Here is a 17,266-nt window from a genome sequence, read left to right as displayed (position 1 = left end):
ACTATGACTCAAATCGACCGCCTGCTCGGCATCATGAAACGCCTGCGCGACCCGGAAAACGGCTGCCCGTGGGACAAAGAGCAGACTTTCGCCACCATTGCGCCTTATACCCTCGAAGAAACCTACGAGGTGCTGGACGCCATTTCCCGCGAAGATTTTGACGACCTGCGCGGCGAGCTGGGCGACCTGCTGTTCCAGGTGGTGTTCTATGCGCAAATGGCGCAGGAAGAGGGGCGCTTTAACTTTGACGATATCTGCGCTGCCATTAGCGACAAGCTTGAGCGCCGTCATCCCCATATCTTCGGCGATGCCACCGCAGAGAACAGCGCTGAGGTGCTGGCCCGCTGGGAGCAGATCAAAAGCGCCGAGCGGGCGGAAAAATCCCAGCACTCGGCGCTGGATGATATTCCGCTGAGCCTGCCCGCGCTGATGCGCGCGCATAAAATCCAGAAACGCTGCTCCGCCGTCGGTTTTGACTGGACCTCCCTCGGCCCGGTGCTGGATAAAGTGCACGAAGAGATTGACGAAGTCATGCACGAAGCGCAGCAGGCGGTGGTGGATGAAGCAAAGCTTGAGGAGGAGATGGGCGACCTGCTGTTTGCAACCGTCAACCTTTCTCGCCATCTGGGTGTAAAAGCGGAAACCGCCCTGCAAAAAGCCAACCTAAAATTCGAACGACGCTTTCGCGAAGTTGAGCGGATTGTCGCCTCGCGAGGCCTGGAAATGAGCGGAATTGACCTCGAGGCAATGGAAGAAGTCTGGCAGGAAGTAAAGCGCCAGGAATCTGATCTCTAACGAGATTTTGCGATCAAGCGCAATTTGTGTGATTTTTTAAATGACAAGCGCTTGATTTGCGTCAAAAACATTTACCCAAAAGGGGCTATTTTCTCACTCCTTATGTTTGTCATGGCCTGGAATGGAGACGGAGAATGAAAGTTTGTGGCGCTCGCCGTGTTCGGGTATACTACTTTCCCGTCCTGGTTATTCCATCGTTTCACCCTAACTTCTCAGGTTCAGCATGACAACGAACTATATTTTTGTGACCGGCGGGGTCGTATCCTCTCTGGGTAAAGGCATTGCCGCAGCCTCCCTCGCAGCCATTCTTGAAGCCCGTGGCCTCAATGTGACCATGATGAAACTGGATCCGTACATCAACGTCGATCCAGGCACCATGAGCCCAATCCAACACGGGGAAGTGTTCGTTACTGAAGACGGCGCTGAAACCGATCTGGATCTTGGCCACTACGAGCGTTTCATCCGCACCAAAATGACCCGTCGTAACAACTTCACGACTGGCCGCATCTACTCCGACGTTCTGCGTAAAGAGCGCCGTGGTGACTATCTTGGTGCAACCGTTCAGGTTATCCCGCACATCACTAACGCAATCAAAGAACGCATTGTTGCGGGTGGCGAAGGCCACGACGTGGTGCTGGTTGAAATCGGCGGTACCGTGGGTGATATCGAATCCCTGCCATTCCTGGAAGCGATTCGTCAGCTGGCGGTAGATATTGGCCGTGAGCACGCGCTGTTCATGCACCTGACTCTGGTGCCGTACATGGCCGCCGCAGGTGAAGTGAAAACCAAGCCGACTCAGCACTCTGTGAAAGAGCTGCTCTCCATTGGTATTCAGCCAGATATCCTGGTTTGCCGCTCCGATCGTGCGGTTCCGGCGAACGAACGTGCGAAAATTGCATTGTTCTGTAACGTGCCTGAAAAAGCCGTTATTTCAATGAAAGATGTCGATTCCATTTATAAAATCCCGGGCCTGTTGAAATCTCAGGGCCTGGACGATTATATTTGTAAACGATTCAGCTTGAACTGTCCGGAAGCGAACCTGTCTGAATGGGAACAGGTTATTTATGAAGAAGCCAACCCGGCAGGGGAAGTGACTATCGGTATGGTCGGCAAATACATTGAACTGCCGGATGCCTATAAGTCAGTGATCGAAGCGCTGAAACACGGTGGTCTGAAGAACCGTGTTTCCGTGAACATCAAGCTGATTGATTCGCAGGATGTTGAAACGCGTGGCGTTGAAATCCTGAAAGATCTGGATGCTATCCTCATCCCTGGCGGCTTCGGCTACCGTGGTGTAGAAGGTAAGATCGCTACCGCGCGCTATGCGCGTGAAAACAATATTCCATACCTCGGCATCTGTCTGGGTATGCAGGTTGCGCTGATCGAATTTGCGCGCAACGTAGCGGGAATGGAAAACGCGAACTCTACGGAATTTGTGCCAGACTGTAAGTACCCTGTTGTGGCGCTTATCACTGAATGGCGTGACGAAGAAGGTAACGTCGAAGTCCGTACCGAGAAGAGCGATCTGGGTGGCACCATGCGTCTTGGCGCACAGGCCTGCCAGTTGTCTGACGATAGCGTGGTTCGCAAGCTGTACGGCGAGCCGGTCATCACCGAGCGCCATCGTCACCGCTATGAAGTCAACAACATGTTGTTGAAACCTATTGAAGCCGCGGGCCTGCGTGTTGCGGGCCGCTCCGGGGATGATCAGTTAGTCGAGATCATTGAAGTGCCAAACCATCCGTGGTTTGTCGCCTGCCAGTTCCACCCGGAATTTACTTCAACGCCACGTGACGGGCATCCGCTGTTTGCAGGCTTCGTGAAGGCCGCCAGCGACTACCAGAAGCGTCAGGCGAAGTAAAAAAAGTTAGAACGGCAACGCGTACCTTTGGTACGCGTTGTTTGTCTGGAGTTTTAGTTTAACTTGTACTGAGGAAAATCTAATGTCCAAAATCGTTAAAGTCATCGGTCGTGAAATCATCGACTCCCGTGGTAACCCGACCGTTGAAGCCGAAGTTCACCTGGAAGGTGGTTTCGTTGGTATGGCTGCTGCTCCATCAGGTGCTTCTACTGGTTCTCGCGAAGCGCTGGAACTGCGCGATGGCGACAAATCCCGCTTCCTGGGCAAAGGCGTACTGAAAGCGGTTGGCGCTGTAAACGGTCCGATTGCTCAGGCAATCCTTGGCAAAGACGCCAAAGACCAGGCTGGCATCGACAAGATCATGATCGATCTGGACGGTACTGAAAACAAATCTAACTTCGGTGCGAACGCAATCCTGGCAGTTTCTCTGGCGAACGCCAAAGCGGCTGCTGCTGCGAAAGGTATGCCACTGTTCGAGCACATCGCTGAACTGAACGGCACCCCAGGCAAATACTCCATGCCTGTACCAATGATGAACATCATCAACGGTGGTGAGCACGCAGACAACAACGTTGATATTCAGGAATTCATGATTCAGCCAGTTGGCGCGAAATCCCTGAAAGAAGCGGTACGTATGGGTTCTGAAGTGTTCCACAACCTGGCTAAAGTTCTGAAAGCTAAAGGTATGAACACTGCTGTTGGTGACGAAGGTGGCTATGCGCCAAACCTGGGTTCTAACGCAGAAGCACTGGCCGTTATCGCAGAAGCAGTTAAAGCTGCTGGCTACGAGCTGGGCAAAGACATCACCCTGGCGATGGACTGTGCAGCATCTGAATTCTACAAAGACGGTAAATACGTTCTGGCTGGCGAAGGCAACAAAGCGTTCACCTCCGAAGAGTTCACTCACTTCCTGGAAGACCTGACCAAACAGTACCCAATCGTGTCTATCGAAGACGGTCTGGACGAGTCTGACTGGGCTGGCTTCGCATACCAGACTAAAGTACTGGGCGACAAAATCCAGCTGGTTGGTGACGACCTGTTCGTAACCAACACCAAGATCCTGAAAGAAGGCATCGAGAAAGGCATCGTTAACTCCATCCTGATCAAATTCAACCAGATCGGTTCTCTGACCGAAACTCTGGCTGCGATCAAAATGGCGAAAGACGCTGGCTACACCGCTGTTATCTCTCACCGTTCTGGCGAAACTGAAGACGCTACCATTGCCGACCTGGCTGTAGGTACCGCTGCAGGCCAGATCAAAACCGGTTCTATGAGCCGTTCTGACCGTGTTGCTAAATACAACCAGCTGATTCGTATCGAAGAAGCGCTGGGCGAAAAAGCACCATACAACGGTCTGAAAGAGATCAAAGGCCAGGCATAATTGCTTAAGCCTTAAAATGAAAATGCCAGTCGAATGACTGGCATTTTTTTTAGCTATTTAAAATCGACCGCCATTTGCTCCGGAATGGTCAGCCCCTGGGTGGTTTGCACGCAGCGGGCGATGTAATCCGTAAACCGGGGCGGCTTCGGCATCCCCATGCTCAGCAGTTTATCGTTGCTGAAGCGCACGTTAAGCGTGGCAAATGCACCGTATAAACGCATGGCTTTCAGCATCAGACGTTCGTTGCACGGCCCAAAAATATGTTTCAGCTCACGGCGCATTCTGACCAGCGTTTCGTAGCTAACCTGCGCATATTTATCCCCGACGGGGGCTTTCTCCAGCGCCTGCGCCATTGCCTGATCGATATCCGCAAAGCGAACGCTGTTCTCTTCTCCCGCAGAAATGTGCACCACTTCTCCCGGACGAGCATTGCTGTTGAGCAGCATTAACATCGCGTCGGCGCAATAATCCACCGGAACAACGTCAATCCGGTCTTCCATTGAGCACATAAACTTCTGCAGCATCAGGCCCATGCTAAAGACCCAGAAAATGCTGCTCGACGGCGTGCAGCCGTGACGGGTATGGCCGACAACGATGGACGGACGGGCGATGAGCAGCGGCAGGTTAGGGCACTCCTGGCGCATCAGCTGTTCGATGGTTGACTTCGAAAACGTGTATTCCACCAGGTGTTCAGCATTCTCTCTGAATTCAGCGCTTTCGGCGACCAGTGAATCCTGCTCCGGCGTGCATGACATTGCGGTGCCGACGTGGAGGAAACGCTGCAGTCCTGTAACCTGCTCCATACGGCGCGCCAGCGCGAGCGTACCTTCAACGTTGACCTTCCAGATCAGCGGGTTATTACCAAATGAGGCGACGGCCGCACAGTTAATCACGTGCGTGACCCGATCCAGACGGGGATCGTTCAGGAAGGCATCCGGCTGGCTGAGGTCGCCAATCAGGATATTATCCACGCCCAGTGAGGCCAGTTTGTCCTCGGGAACGTTGAACTTGCGCATGTTCTCCAGCACGCGATCCAGCCCGCTCTGCGGATCGCTGGCGCGCGCAAGCAAAAGGAGTTTTGCGGGTTGATCGCTGGTCAGGATTTTTTCAAGAACTGCACCGCCCAGAAATCCGGTCACGCCTGTAATCAATAACATCTTCATTAATACCGTCTCATTATGATTGATGAGGCGGATTGTAGGCGTGCAAAAGTAAACGGCATTTAAATAATAAAACGCCGAAATCAATGGCGTCTTAAGCTTATTTTAAGGAAAGGAAATCAGGTGGATATATTGGACAGTATCACAAGGGTAAAAATTCACTCTATTAAGATTTAAATTTTAACTAATTGAATTTAAATGTTTTTATGAGGTCTGTGCCGAATGGTGAACGTAATTCAAAATGTAATAAATATAATAATTTGTTACACCAAACATTTATCGAATAAATGTTTTAAATACCCCTTAACTCAAATCAGACAACATAAGTCGCAGGCCGATTTATTTAGCCTGCGAATGATTTTCAGAGCAAAAGGGGAAGCGTGGCGCTGGCTGTTTGCTGGCTAACGTCGCCGTAATGACCATCCAGCGCAATCATGGACGTGGTCAACAGCTCGACCAGCAGCATCACTCCAACCTTAGCATTGAGCGCGCCTGCACTTAGAGGGCCTTCTGGTTTGGCGGCAACCAGCTGCATGTCGCTCAGAGACGCCAGCGGGCTGCGGGGCGTATTGCTGAGCGCCAGAACCTTAACGCCGCGCTTGCGGGCAAGCTTCACCACGTGGAGTAAATCCCGCGTTGAACCCGAACTGGAGATGGCCACAACCAGCGTATCTTTCGAAAGCGTTGTCGCATTCATGGCCGCACGGTGCATATCGCTAAACAGCTGTGCGGGTTTGCCCAGCCGCAGCAGCTTGTAATGCAGATACTCCCCGAGGATCGCGCTGGCCGCGACGCCATAAATCTGCACGGATTGCGCCTGATGCAGCGCCAGCGCCGCTTTTTCAAGCAGCGCGCGGTCGAGGAGTCTGGCGGTATCCTGCAAAGCCTGCACCGACTCATCCACGACGTTATCAATCTCATCCCCCGCCTGACGCGCGGGCTGGCCCTGCTGAATATCCAGCGCAAGCGCCATTTTAAATTCGTTATAGCCCTTGCAGCCCAGCGTCCGGCAAAGGCGCGTGACGCTGGCTTCGCTGGTGCGGCTCTCGCGCGCCAGTTCAGTGATCGTCAGGTAGAGCACCCGGGCAGGATCGCTGAGGACAAACTCACCGAGTTTTTGTTGCGTTGGGCTGTACCCGGAAGCCTCCTGGCGGAGCTTCAGCAGCAGATTTTCATGGTCCGACATGCCACGTCCTTAATGTGTTTCGCTGCGACTAGTGTGGCGGAAAGGAGGGGAAAGATGCCAGTCATTTTGAAAAAGTATGATCGGCTTCCTGGTTTTTGATGATAATTTTCACTTGGTGATGTTTATGTGGTAAAAATTTTCATCGTTTAACGGGGAGATGAAAAAATGATGCAAATGTTCAGTGGTGCTTCTTCGGGGGGATGGTTTGAAAAAGCGCAGCGCTTTGGTAAATCCTTTATGTTGCCCATCGCCGTGCTGCCCGCGGCGGGCCTGCTGCTGGGGATAGGCGGCGCGTTATCGAATCCCAATACGCTGGCGGCTTATCCGTTTTTAGATGTGGGCTGGCTGCAGGCCATTTTCACTATCATGAGCAGCGCCGGTTCAATCGTGTTTGCGAACCTCTCGGTGCTGTTTGCGGTTGGTGTTGCCGTCGGGTTGGCAAAAAGCGATAAGGGCACGGCTGGGCTGGCGGCGCTGCTCGCGTTTCTGGTGATGAATGCCACCATCAACGCGCTGCTGATCCTCACCGGCAAACTGGCGCATGAGAATCCGGGTGCAGTTGGGCAGGGCATGACGCTGGGGATCCAGACGCTGGAAACCGGCGTGTTTGGCGGCGTGGTGATTGGTCTGGTGACCTGCACGCTCCATCATCGGTTTAATAAAATTGCGCTTCCGCAGTTCCTCGGGTTCTTTGGCGGGTCGCGCTTTGTTCCCATCATCAGCTCGCTGGCGGCGATACTCGTCGGCGCGCTCATGACGGTGGTCTGGCCGCATTTTCAGAAACTGATTTTTGGTCTCGGCGGGCTGGTGGATGCCACCGGCTATCTGGGCACCCTGCTGTACGGCTTCATTTTACGCATGCTGGGCCCGTTTGGTTTGCACCACATCTTCTATCTGCCGTTCTGGACCACCGCGCTCGGCGGCAGTGAGATTGTCAACGGTCACCTCGTTGAGGGCACACAGCGGATCTTCTTCGCCCAGCTGGCCGACCCGAACACGCAGCATTTCTATGAGGGCACGTCGCGCTTCATGTCCGGGCGCTTTATTACGATGATGTTTGGCCTGCTCGGCGCGTGTCTGGCGATGTACCACACGGCAAAACCGGAGAACAAAAAGCGCGTTGCCGGGCTGCTGCTCTCTGCGGCATTAACCTCGTTCCTGACCGGGATTACCGAGCCTATCGAGTTCTCCTTCCTGTTTATTGCGCCTGTGCTTTACGTCATTCATGCGTTGTTTGACGGGCTGGCGTTCATGCTCGCGCACATGCTGCATATCACCATCGGGCAAACCTTCTCCGGCGGTTTTATTGACTTCGTGCTGTTCGGCATTTTGCAGGGAGAGGCTAAAACTAACTGGATGTTCGTTCCCCTGGTGGGCGTGCCGTGGTTCTTCCTTTACTACTTCACCTTCCGCTACCTGATTAACCGTTTTGATTTTGCCACGCCGGGTCGGGAAAAGGAGGCGATGGCCAATGAGGTGACCTTCTCGCAGAGCGAGCGCGCCGTTGCGGTGATCGCGGGATTAGGCGGAAAAGAGAATCTGGAAGAGGTGGACTGCTGCGCCACGCGTCTTCGCGTCACGGTGAAGGACGGCAGCAAAGTGAATGATGCGGCGCTGAAAGCCACCGGCGCGCGCGGCGTTATCGTACGCGGTAACGGGGTTCAGGTCATTTATGGCCCGCACGTCACGATTATCAAAAACGAAGTGGAAGAGATCTTATCGTAATGAAAACTGTACTGGATAACCTGAAGGGAAAACTGGTCGTCTCCTGTCAGGCGCTGGAAAATGAACCGCTGCATAGCCCGTTTATTATGTCGCGCATGGCGCTGGCGGCGGCACAGGGCGGAGCCGCTGCCATTCGTGCCAACAGCGTGGTGGATATCGAGGCCATTAAGCAGCAGGTCTCTTTGCCTGTTATCGGCATCATCAAACGGGATTACCCGGAAAGCGAGGTGTTTATCACCGCCACGATGAAAGAGGTGGATGAGCTCATGACCGTCTCTCCGGAAATCATTGCGCTTGATGCGACGGCGCGGGAGCGCCCCGGTGGAGAATCCCTGGAAACGCTGGTCACGCGCATCCGCTCGCGCTACCCCTCAGTACTGCTGATGGCCGATATTTCCACGGTCGAAGAGGCAGTGACGGCGCAGGCGCTTGGCTTTGACTGCGTCGGGACCACGCTTTACGGCTATACGGCGGAAACGGCGGGCCATTCGCTTCCGGAGAATGACTGCGCGTTCCTGAAGGCCGCGCTGGCTGCCGTGACGGTTCCCGTGGTTGCCGAAGGCAACGTGGATACGCCTGAACGCGCGGCCAGATGCCTGGCGCTGGGCGCGCATATGGTCGTCGTCGGCGGCGCCATCACCCGTCCACAGCAAATTACCGAGCGTTTTATGGCGGCGATTGGCGCGCAAAGCACCGATGGAGCATGACCATCCGGCGGGGATCTGCGATACTTATCGTTTATCCCCTTTACTGAGATGACTATGCAGTACCCGATTAACGAGATGTTCCAGACCCTGCAAGGCGAGGGTTACTTTACCGGCGTTCCCGCTATTTTCATTCGTTTACAGGGATGCCCGGTTGGCTGTGCCTGGTGTGATACCAAACATACGTGGGATAAGCTCGCAGATCGGGAAGTGTCGCTGTTTAGCATACTGGCGAAAACCAAAGAGAGCGATAAGTGGGGCGCGGGCAGTTCAGAAGATCTGCTGGCCATTATTGGTCGTCAGGGCTGGACGGCGCGCCACGTGGTGATCACCGGCGGTGAACCCTGTATCCACGATCTGACGCCGCTGACCGAGCTGCTCGAAAAGAACGGCTACAGCTGCCAGATTGAAACCAGCGGCACCCATGAAGTGCGCTGTTCACACACCACCTGGGTGACGGTATCGCCAAAAGTGAATATGCGCGGCGGGTATGACGTGCTGTCTCAGGCGCTGGAACGCGCGGATGAGATTAAGCACCCGGTTGGGCGCGTGCGTGATATCGAAGCGCTGGATGAACTGCTGGCAACGCTGACGGATGAAAAGCAGCGCGTCATTGCGCTACAGCCGATCAGCCAGAAAGACGACGCGACGCGCCTGTGCATTGAAACCTGTATTGCGCGCAACTGGCGCCTGTCGATGCAGACGCATAAGTACCTGAATATTGCCTAAAAAAAAGCCCGGTTTAGCCGGGCTTTTTTTACTCCCCGCGATAGATACAGCCGGCGGTACAGGTCTCTTTGATCATCACCGCGCTCAGCAGCGGCACCAGCGGCTTCATCTGATCCCAAATCCATTTCGCCAGCACTTCGCTGGTCGGGTTTTCAAGGCCCGGGATATCATTCAGGTAGTAATGATCCAGACGATCGTAGGTCGGCTTAAACGCCGCCTTCAGCTCGGCAAAATCCATGATCCAACCGGTATGCGGATCAACTTCACCGGTGATCTCAAGACGCACCATGAACGAATGCCCGTGCAGACGGCCGCATTTATGCCCTTCAGGGACATGCGGAAGGTGGTGGGCGGCTTCGAAGGTGAAATCTTTAAACAGTGTGGTGGACATGATCGCTCTCAGTAATGCGGAAAAAACCGCCGCATAGTACCGGAAAGCACAATTTTTAGCATTAACTAAAACGGCTCTGAAGCCTGGCGTCTCGTTAACAGGCGTTTTTTGATGCTTTTATCGATAATTTTCAGAGGGTTAATTAATCGGTTTTATCGCTAAGTATGACAACTAAAACAGGTTAGTCCATTTGGTTATTTATTATTTCCATCCCTTCTTTAATTGTTATTATCCTCGCCGTTAACCTTATCTTCAGTTTGGATTTATTCGCTTAAAGTCCGCTTGGCTACTGGAACATAACGACGCATGACAACACAGGCCCCACCTTCAAATTTGCTTCCCCTGAACCCGGAGCAACTGGCGCGCCTTCAGGCTGCCACCTCTGATTTTTCTCCCACTCAGCTTGCCTGGGTCTCCGGTTATTTCTGGGGAATGCTCAATCAGCAGCCTGGCGCTGTGGCGGGTGCACCGGCAACGGCCGTTGAAATTCCGGCCATTACCCTGATTTCCGCCTCGCAGACGGGCAATGCGCGCCGCGTGGCCGAAGCGCTGCGTGACGATCTGCTGGCCGCTAAACTGAACGTGAACCTGGTCAACGCCGGGGATTATAAATTTAAGCAAATCGCGTCAGAAAAACTGCTGGTGGTGGTCGCCTCTACCCAGGGCGAAGGTGAGCCTGCTGAAGAAGCGGTGGCGCTGCATAAGTTCCTGTTCTCGAAAAAAGCGCCGAAGCTGGATGGCACGGCGTTTGCCGTATTTGGCCTTGGCGATACCTCCTATGAATTCTTCTGCCAGTCCGGTAAAGACTTCGACAGCAGGCTGGCGGAGCTGGGCGCGGAGCGCCTGCTGGACCGCGTTGACGCGGATGTTGAATACCAGACCGCCGCCGCCGAATGGCGTGCGCGCATCGTTGAGGTGTTGAAAGCGCGCGTGCCGAAAGAGACGTCGGCGCAGGCCGCGTTCACCGCGACGGGTGCCGTCAACGACATTCACACCAGCCCGTACACCAAAGAGGCGCCGCTGACGGCGAGCCTGTCGGTGAACCAGAAAATCACCGGCCGCGATTCGGAAAAAGACGTGCGCCATATCGAAATCGATCTCGGCGACTCTGGCCTGCGCTATCAGCCGGGCGACGCGCTGGGTATCTGGTATCAGAACGATCCGGCGCTGGTGAAAGAGCTGGTTGAGCTGCTGTGGCTGAAGGGTGACGAGCCCGTCACCGTTGACGGCAAAACCCAGCCGCTTGCAGAGGCGCTGCAGTGGCATTTCGAACTGACGGTCAACACCCCGAACATCGTCGAAAATTATGCCACCTTAACGCGCAGCGAATCCCTGCTGCCGCTGGTGGGCGACAAGGCGAAACTGCAGCATTACGCCGCGACGACGCCAATTGTCGATATGGTGCGTTTCTCTCCGGCTCAGCTGGATGCCGATGCGCTGATCGGCCTGCTGCGTCCGCTGACGCCGCGCCTGTACTCCATCGCCTCTTCGCAGGCCGAAGTGGAGAGTGAAGTGCATATTACCGTCGGCGTGGTGCGCTACGACATCGAAGGCCGCGCCCGCGCGGGTGGGGCATCAAGCTTCCTGGCGGATCGCGTGGAAGAAGAGGGCGAAGTGCGCGTCTTTATCGAGCACAACGACAACTTCCGCCTGCCGGCGAACCCGGAAACGCCGGTCATCATGATTGGCCCAGGCACAGGCATTGCGCCGTTCCGCGCCTTCATGCAGCAGCGCGCGGCAGATGAAGCGCCGGGTAAAAACTGGCTGTTCTTCGGCAACCCGCACTTTACCGAGGATTTCCTCTACCAGGTTGAGTGGCAGCGCTATGTGAAAGAAGGCGTACTGACCCGCATCGATCTGGCCTGGTCCCGCGACCAGAAAGAAAAAGTATACGTACAAGACAAACTGCGCGAACAGGGCGCAGAGCTGTGGCGCTGGATCAATGACGGCGCCCACATTTATGTCTGCGGCGACGCCAATCGCATGGCGAAAGACGTTGAGCAGGCACTGCTGGAAGTGATTGCCGAATTCGGCGGTATGGATGCCGAAACGGCGGATGAATTTTTAAGTGAGCTGCGCGTTGAGCGCCGTTATCAGCGAGATGTCTACTAATGAGCGAAAAACATCCAGGGCCACTGGTGGTCGAAGGTAAACTGACAGACGCCGAGCGCATGAAGCTGGAAAGCAACTATCTGCGCGGCACCATTGCTGAAGATCTGAATGACGGTCTCACCGGCGGCTTCAAAGGCGACAACTTCCTGCTGATCCGCTTCCACGGTATGTACCAGCAGGACGATCGCGACATCCGCGCCGAGCGTGCCGAACAGAAGCTGGAGCCGCGTCATGCGATGCTGCTGCGCTGCCGTCTGCCGGGCGGGGTGATCACCACCAAACAGTGGCAGGCCATCGACAAGTTTGCCGGTGAAAACACGATTTATGGCAGCATCCGCCTGACCAACCGTCAGACCTTCCAGTTCCACGGCATTCTGAAGAAGAACGTCAAGCCGGTGCATCAGATGCTGCACTCGGTCGGGCTGGACGCGCTGGCGACCGCCAACGACATGAACCGTAACGTGCTCTGCACGTCGAACCCGTATGAGTCCCAGCTGCACGCCGAAGCGTACGAGTGGGCGAAGAAGATCTCTGAGCACCTGCTGCCGCGCACCCGCGCCTATGCGGAGATTTGGCTCGATCAGGAAAAAGTCGCGACCACGGACGAAGAACCGATCCTTGGCCAGACCTATCTGCCGCGTAAGTTTAAAACCACGGTCGTGATCCCACCGCAGAACGATATCGACCTGCACGCCAACGACATGAACTTCGTGGCGATTGCTGAAAACGGCAAGCTGATTGGCTTTAACCTGCTGGTGGGCGGCGGCCTGTCCATTGAACACGGTAATAAGAAAACCTACGCCCGCACCGCGAGCGAGTTCGGCTTCCTGCCGCTGGAGCACACGCTGGCCGTGGCGGAAGCGGTAGTGACCACGCAGCGCGACTGGGGCAACCGTACCGACCGTAAAAACGCGAAAACCAAATACACCCTGGAGCGCGTGGGCGTTGAGACGTTCAAAGAGGAAGTGGAGCGTCGTGCGGGCATCAAATTTGAGCCGATCCGCCCTTACGAATTCACCGGTCGCGGCGATCGCATTGGCTGGGTGAAAGGTATCGACAATAAATGGCACCTGACGCTGTTTATCGAAAACGGTCGTATTCAGGATTATCCGGGCCGTCCGCTGAAAACCGGTCTGCTGGAAATTGCTAAGATCCATAAAGGCGAATTCCGCATTACCGCTAACCAGAATCTCATTATTGCCGGCGTGCCGGAAAGCCAGAAGGCGAAGATCGAGAAGCTGGCGCGCGATCACGGGTTAATGGATGCGGTTAAGCCGCAGCGTGAAAACTCCATGGCCTGCGTGTCGTTCCCGACCTGTCCGCTGGCGATGGCCGAAGCGGAACGTTTCCTGCCGTCATTCACTGACAAAGTGGAGGCGATTCTGGAAAAACACGGTATTCCGGACGAGCATATTGTTATGCGCGTCACCGGCTGCCCGAACGGCTGCGGCCGCGCGATGCTGGCCGAGCTGGGTCTGGTGGGGAAAGCGCCGGGTCGTTACAACTTGCACCTGGGCGGTAACCGTATCGGCACGCGCATTCCGCGTATGTTCCGCGAGAACATTACCGAGCCGGAAATCCTTGATTCCATCGACGAGCTTGTCGGGCGCTGGGCGAAAGAGCGCGAAGCGGGTGAAGGCTTCGGCGACTTTACGGTGCGTGCGGGCATCATTCGCCCGGTGCTCGATCCCGCAAGGGATTTCTGGGAGTAACCACGAGAGGTAATTATGTCCGTACTCGATCTAAACGCCCTTAACGATCTGCCTAAAGTCGAACGCATTCTGGCGCTGGCAGAAACCAATGCCCGCCTTGAAAAGCTGGACGCCGAAGGGCGCGTGGCGTGGGCGCTGGAAAACCTGCCGGGAGACTATGTGCTCTCGTCGAGCTTTGGTATTCAGGCGGCGGTCAGCCTGCATCTGGTGAATCAGATCCGTCCGGACATTCCGGTGATCCTCACCGATACCGGCTACCTGTTTCCTGAAACCTACCAGTTTATTGACGAGCTGACGGACAAGCTCAAGCTGAACCTCAAAGTGTACCGTGCGGCGGAAAGCGCGGCCTGGCAGGAGGCGCGCTACGGTAAGCTGTGGGAGCAGGGCGTTGAGGGCATTGAGAAATACAATGAGATCAACAAAGTCGAGCCGATGAACCGGGCGCTGAAAGAGCTCAATGCGCAGACGTGGTTTGCGGGGCTGCGCCGCGAGCAGTCCGGCAGCCGTGCAACCTTACCGGTGCTGGCGGTCCAGCGCGGGGTATTTAAAGTGCTGCCGATTATCGACTGGGATAACCGTACGGTGTATCAGTATCTGCAAAAACACGGGCTGAAGTACCATCCGCTGTGGGACCAGGGCTATCTGTCGGTGGGCGACACCCACACCACGCGCAAATGGGAACCGGGAATGGCGGAAGAAGAGACGCGATTCTTTGGGCTGAAGCGCGAGTGCGGGCTGCACGAAGGATGATTCCTTATCCCCCCCTCACCCTAACCCTCGCCCCTAAGGGGAGAGGGGATTGCTCGGAGCCGTCTTTTCTCCCTCGCCCCTTAAGGGAGAGGGCAGGGGTGAGGGGAAAATAAGCACTAGGCTTTCCCCGCTTTCGCCAGCTCCTTCACCAGCGGCAGCATGACCTTCACCACATCACGACTGCGGTGCTCAATCCGCTGCGGCAGCGCGCTGTCAATGTGCAGCTGATTATCCAGCATCACGTTGTGCCAGCTTGTACCGTCCGGGAAGGCTTTCGATTTAGCGCGTTGCTGATAGCCATCTTTCTTGCCCAATGCCCAGTTTGTCGCTTCCACGTACAGCACCGGAATGCCCGCCTTATCGAAGACTTCCCCGTCGTTGCAGCAGCCTGTTCCGCGTGGGAAAGCAGGATTCCCGCCCGGATTGGTCGTGGCAAAAACGCCATGGCTGCGGGCAATCGCCAGCGCCCGGTCGCGCGTCAGTTTCCGCACGGGTCCCGGCGTACTCTGCCCGCTGTTGAAATAAAGCTTATCGCCGACGATCAGGTTATCGAGGTTGATCACCAGCAGCGTATTTTTCTTCTCCTCAGCGCTCATGCGTTTAAGGAGATTCTCAGCGCCGAGTTTGCCCTCTTCTTCACCGCTGGTGGCAACGAAACGAATACCATACTGGGTTGGAATATCTTTCATCCGCTCGGCCAGTTCGAGCATCACGCCCAGGCCCGCCGCGTTGTCGTCCATGCCCTGCAGCGTCAGCCCGCCGAGGTTGTTATCCGTATCGGCATCGCTCATCGGGGCGTAGGTATCAAGGTGCGCCATGATAATAATCTGTTCAGCCGCGCGACCTTCATGCGCCGCGATAACCGTACTGCCGGTCACGTTATGCCAGTTTTTCGTTTTATTTCGTGAGGTATAGACGTAGCGGCTGTGAAACGACCGGATATCGCTCTGGTAGCCCATCCCGGCAAACTGCTGGCGAAGATAGTCCGCAGAGAGCATCTCCGCAGGCGAGCCGGTCATGCGGCCAGGGAAGACGGTGGCAATATGCCGCGCCTGCATAGTGGCGATTTCACCATAAGGTTGGTTTTTTGCCTGGGCAGGAAGAATAAAGCAAACGCCGAGCGCCAGGGCAGCAATACGGTGGCGCGTTGCGGAAAACATAGTGAGTCCTTAAAAACTGAGCAAAATATTAACCCGCCTAGTATGAAACTGTGATCGTCCATACACAATTTGAATTGCTCTTAAATGCCCGATATTTCGCGTGTTAAGCACTTTTTGGTATTAGCTTTTTCACGGCGTTATTCCATTGAGTAACTACTCATTCCAATTCGTAATTTCATTCGGTCTAAGCCGCCCCCTATAGTCCCTTTATTCCTCGTTGTTAGTGAGTTGTTGCTTGTGGACTATCTGCCCTTATTTGCCGCGATAAAAGAGAAGCCGGTGCTGGTTGTTGGCACGGGTGAAATTGCCGATCGCAAAATCGCGTTTTTGCAGCGCGCAGGGGCGCAGGTGCGGGTAGTGGCAGAAGCGGATTTTGACGAATCACAAATCGACAGCGTCGTGCTGGTAATTGCGGCGACCGAAGATCGCGACCTGAACCGGCGGATTTCCGATGCCGCTCAGGCCCGCTACCGCCTGGTGAACGTGGTGGACGACCAGCCGTTATGTTCGTTCATCTTCCCGTCGATCGTTGACCGTTCTCCGCTGCTGGTGGCGATCTCCTCCGGCGGTACCGCACCGGTGCTGGCGCGCGTGCTGCGTGAAAAAATCGAAGCGCTGCTGCCGACCAGCCTCGGGCGCATGGCGGAAAAAGCCAGCTACTGGCGCAACCACCTGAAAACGCGCCTGACCAGCGTAACGGAACGCCGTCGCTTCTGGGAGCGCGTGTTTCGCGGCCGCTTTGCCAGCCTGATGCATGCCGGTAATGAGACGGCAGCGCAGAAAATCCTCGAGGACGAACTGGATAACCCCGGCAGCACGGGCGGGGAGATCATTCTGGTGGGGGCAGGGCCGGGCGATGCCGGGCTTCTGACGCTGCGCGGCCTGCAGGTGCTACAGGACGCGGACGTGGTGTTCTACGACCATCTGGTCACCGACGGCGTGCGCGAGCTGATCCGTCGCGACGCGGAGCAAATCTGCGTCGGCAAACGGGCTGGCGAGCACTCGGTGCCGCAGCACGACACCAACCAGATGCTGGTTGCCGCCGCCAAAGCGGGTAAAACCGTGGTGCGCCTGAAAGGGGGCGATCCGTTCATTTTCGGTCGCGGCGGCGAAGAGCTGCAGGCGGCAGCCGAAGCGGGCGTACCGTTCCAGGTGGTACCCGGCATCACGGCGGCCTCTGCGGTAACGGCCTACGCCGGTATTCCGTTGACCCACCGCGATTACGCCCAGAGCGTGACCTTTGTGACCGGCCACTACAAGGCCGACAGCACGCCGTTCGACTGGTCGCATCTCGCCCAGAGCCGCCAGACGCTGGCGATCTACATGGGCACGATGAAGGCGGCGGATATCAGCGAACAGCTTATTCAGCACGGTCGCGAGGCGACGACGCCCGTTGCCGTCATTTCTCGCGGCACGCGCGTCGATCAGCACGTTGCGACGGGCACGCTGGAACATCTTGCAACCCTGGCGAAAGACGCCCCGATGCCCGCCCTGATCGTGGTGGGTGAAGTGGTGCAGCTGCACAGCACGCTCGCCTGGTTCCAACACACAACCGATACAGAAGGCTTTGGTTCTTCTGTCGTAAATTTGGCTTAAGGAA

The 17,266-nt window shown here is 55.8% G+C and carries 14 protein-coding genes; 10 read left to right on the top strand and 4 right to left on the bottom strand.

What is annotated here, in order from left to right; all coding sequences use genetic code 11:
• Window positions 1-3: 3 nt before the first annotated feature.
• From mazG to eno, 3 genes are all read left to right on the top strand, one after another.
• On the top strand, window positions 4-795 hold the full coding sequence (mazG, locus tag SPH27_RS19040; protein ID WP_039263346.1) for a nucleoside triphosphate pyrophosphohydrolase: 792 nt from the start codon (window positions 4-6) through the stop codon (window positions 793-795).
• A 223-nt stretch (window positions 796-1,018) separates the two neighbouring features.
• Window positions 1,019-2,656 carry a glutamine hydrolyzing CTP synthase gene (pyrG, locus tag SPH27_RS19035; RefSeq protein WP_023309013.1) on the top strand — a complete coding sequence of 546 codons (1,638 nt, stop codon included), beginning with the start codon at window positions 1,019-1,021 and terminating at the stop codon, window positions 2,654-2,656.
• 82 nt (window positions 2,657-2,738) lie between these two features.
• The gene (eno, locus tag SPH27_RS19030) at window positions 2,739-4,037 is read left to right on the top strand and encodes a phosphopyruvate hydratase (RefSeq protein WP_023309012.1); all 1,299 of its coding nucleotides are present in this window, start codon (window positions 2,739-2,741) and stop codon (window positions 4,035-4,037) included.
• A 53-nt stretch (window positions 4,038-4,090) separates the two neighbouring features.
• Here the strand turns inward: eno and SPH27_RS19025 are convergent, their stop codons facing one another.
• Together SPH27_RS19025 and SPH27_RS19020 are read right to left on the bottom strand one after the other, a co-directional pair.
• On the bottom strand, window positions 4,091-5,200 hold the full coding sequence (locus SPH27_RS19025) for an SDR family oxidoreductase (protein WP_182071554.1): 1,110 nt from the start codon (window positions 5,198-5,200) through the stop codon (window positions 4,091-4,093).
• A 358-nt stretch (window positions 5,201-5,558) separates the two neighbouring features.
• Window positions 5,559-6,383 (bottom strand): MurR/RpiR family transcriptional regulator, encoded by an 825-nt coding sequence (locus tag SPH27_RS19020; RefSeq protein ID WP_182071555.1) that lies wholly within the window; start codon window positions 6,381-6,383, stop codon window positions 5,559-5,561.
• A gap of 165 nt (window positions 6,384-6,548) precedes the next feature.
• On the opposite strand from SPH27_RS19020, the gene SPH27_RS19015 reads away from it, so the two are divergent.
• The 3 genes from SPH27_RS19015 to queE are packed head-to-tail and all read left to right on the top strand — an operon-like array spanning window position 6,549 to window position 9,541.
• Complete coding sequence (locus SPH27_RS19015; protein WP_033146417.1) at window positions 6,549-8,108, top strand: PTS transporter subunit EIIC; 1,560 nt, start codon at window positions 6,549-6,551, stop codon at window positions 8,106-8,108.
• Complete coding sequence (locus SPH27_RS19010; protein WP_207167833.1) at window positions 8,108-8,815, top strand: N-acetylmannosamine-6-phosphate 2-epimerase; 708 nt, start codon at window positions 8,108-8,110, stop codon at window positions 8,813-8,815. Before SPH27_RS19015 ends, SPH27_RS19010 begins: the two co-directional genes overlap by 1 nt.
• A gap of 54 nt (window positions 8,816-8,869) precedes the next feature.
• Window positions 8,870-9,541, top strand: coding sequence for a 7-carboxy-7-deazaguanine synthase QueE (gene queE / locus SPH27_RS19005; RefSeq protein WP_023333236.1), 672 nt, complete (start codon window positions 8,870-8,872; stop codon window positions 9,539-9,541).
• Window positions 9,542-9,569: 28 nt separating this feature from the next.
• Here the strand turns inward: queE and queD are convergent, their stop codons facing one another.
• Entirely contained in the window at window positions 9,570-9,932 is a 363-nt protein-coding gene (queD, locus tag SPH27_RS19000) for a 6-carboxytetrahydropterin synthase QueD (RefSeq protein ID WP_023309002.1), read from the bottom strand.
• A 306-nt stretch (window positions 9,933-10,238) separates the two neighbouring features.
• Here queD and cysJ point away from each other — a divergent pair, with 306 nt between their 5' ends.
• From cysJ to cysH, 3 genes are read left to right on the top strand one after another with little or no spacing between them, the layout of a single operon-like run.
• The gene (cysJ, locus tag SPH27_RS18995) at window positions 10,239-12,044 is read left to right on the top strand and encodes an NADPH-dependent assimilatory sulfite reductase flavoprotein subunit (protein ID WP_096151351.1); all 1,806 of its coding nucleotides are present in this window, start codon (window positions 10,239-10,241) and stop codon (window positions 12,042-12,044) included.
• On the top strand, window positions 12,044-13,756 hold the full coding sequence (cysI, locus tag SPH27_RS18990) for an assimilatory sulfite reductase (NADPH) hemoprotein subunit (protein ID WP_182071557.1): 1,713 nt from the start codon (window positions 12,044-12,046) through the stop codon (window positions 13,754-13,756). Before cysJ ends, cysI begins: the two co-directional genes overlap by 1 nt.
• A 15-nt stretch (window positions 13,757-13,771) precedes the next feature.
• A complete protein-coding gene (cysH, locus tag SPH27_RS18985; RefSeq protein ID WP_182071558.1) occupies window positions 13,772-14,506 on the top strand; it encodes a phosphoadenosine phosphosulfate reductase in 735 nt (244 codons plus the stop codon).
• Window positions 14,507-14,622: 116 nt separating this feature from the next.
• Here cysH and SPH27_RS18980 read toward each other — a convergent pair whose 3' ends face one another.
• On the bottom strand, window positions 14,623-15,666 hold the full coding sequence (locus SPH27_RS18980; protein WP_182071559.1) for an aminopeptidase: 1,044 nt from the start codon (window positions 15,664-15,666) through the stop codon (window positions 14,623-14,625).
• Window positions 15,667-15,903: 237 nt separating this feature from the next.
• Here SPH27_RS18980 and cysG point away from each other — a divergent pair, with 237 nt between their 5' ends.
• Window positions 15,904-17,262 carry a siroheme synthase CysG gene (gene cysG, locus SPH27_RS18975; RefSeq protein WP_048979256.1) on the top strand — a complete coding sequence of 453 codons (1,359 nt, stop codon included), beginning with the start codon at window positions 15,904-15,906 and terminating at the stop codon, window positions 17,260-17,262.
• Window positions 17,263-17,266 lie beyond the last annotated feature (4 nt).

Source organism: Enterobacter sp. A103 (assembly GCF_034427535.1).
GTDB classification, from domain to species: domain Bacteria; phylum Pseudomonadota; class Gammaproteobacteria; order Enterobacterales; family Enterobacteriaceae; genus Enterobacter; species Enterobacter asburiae_B.
Note: the sequence above shows the minus strand (reverse complement) of the source record. Positions and strands in the feature narration are given on the sequence as shown.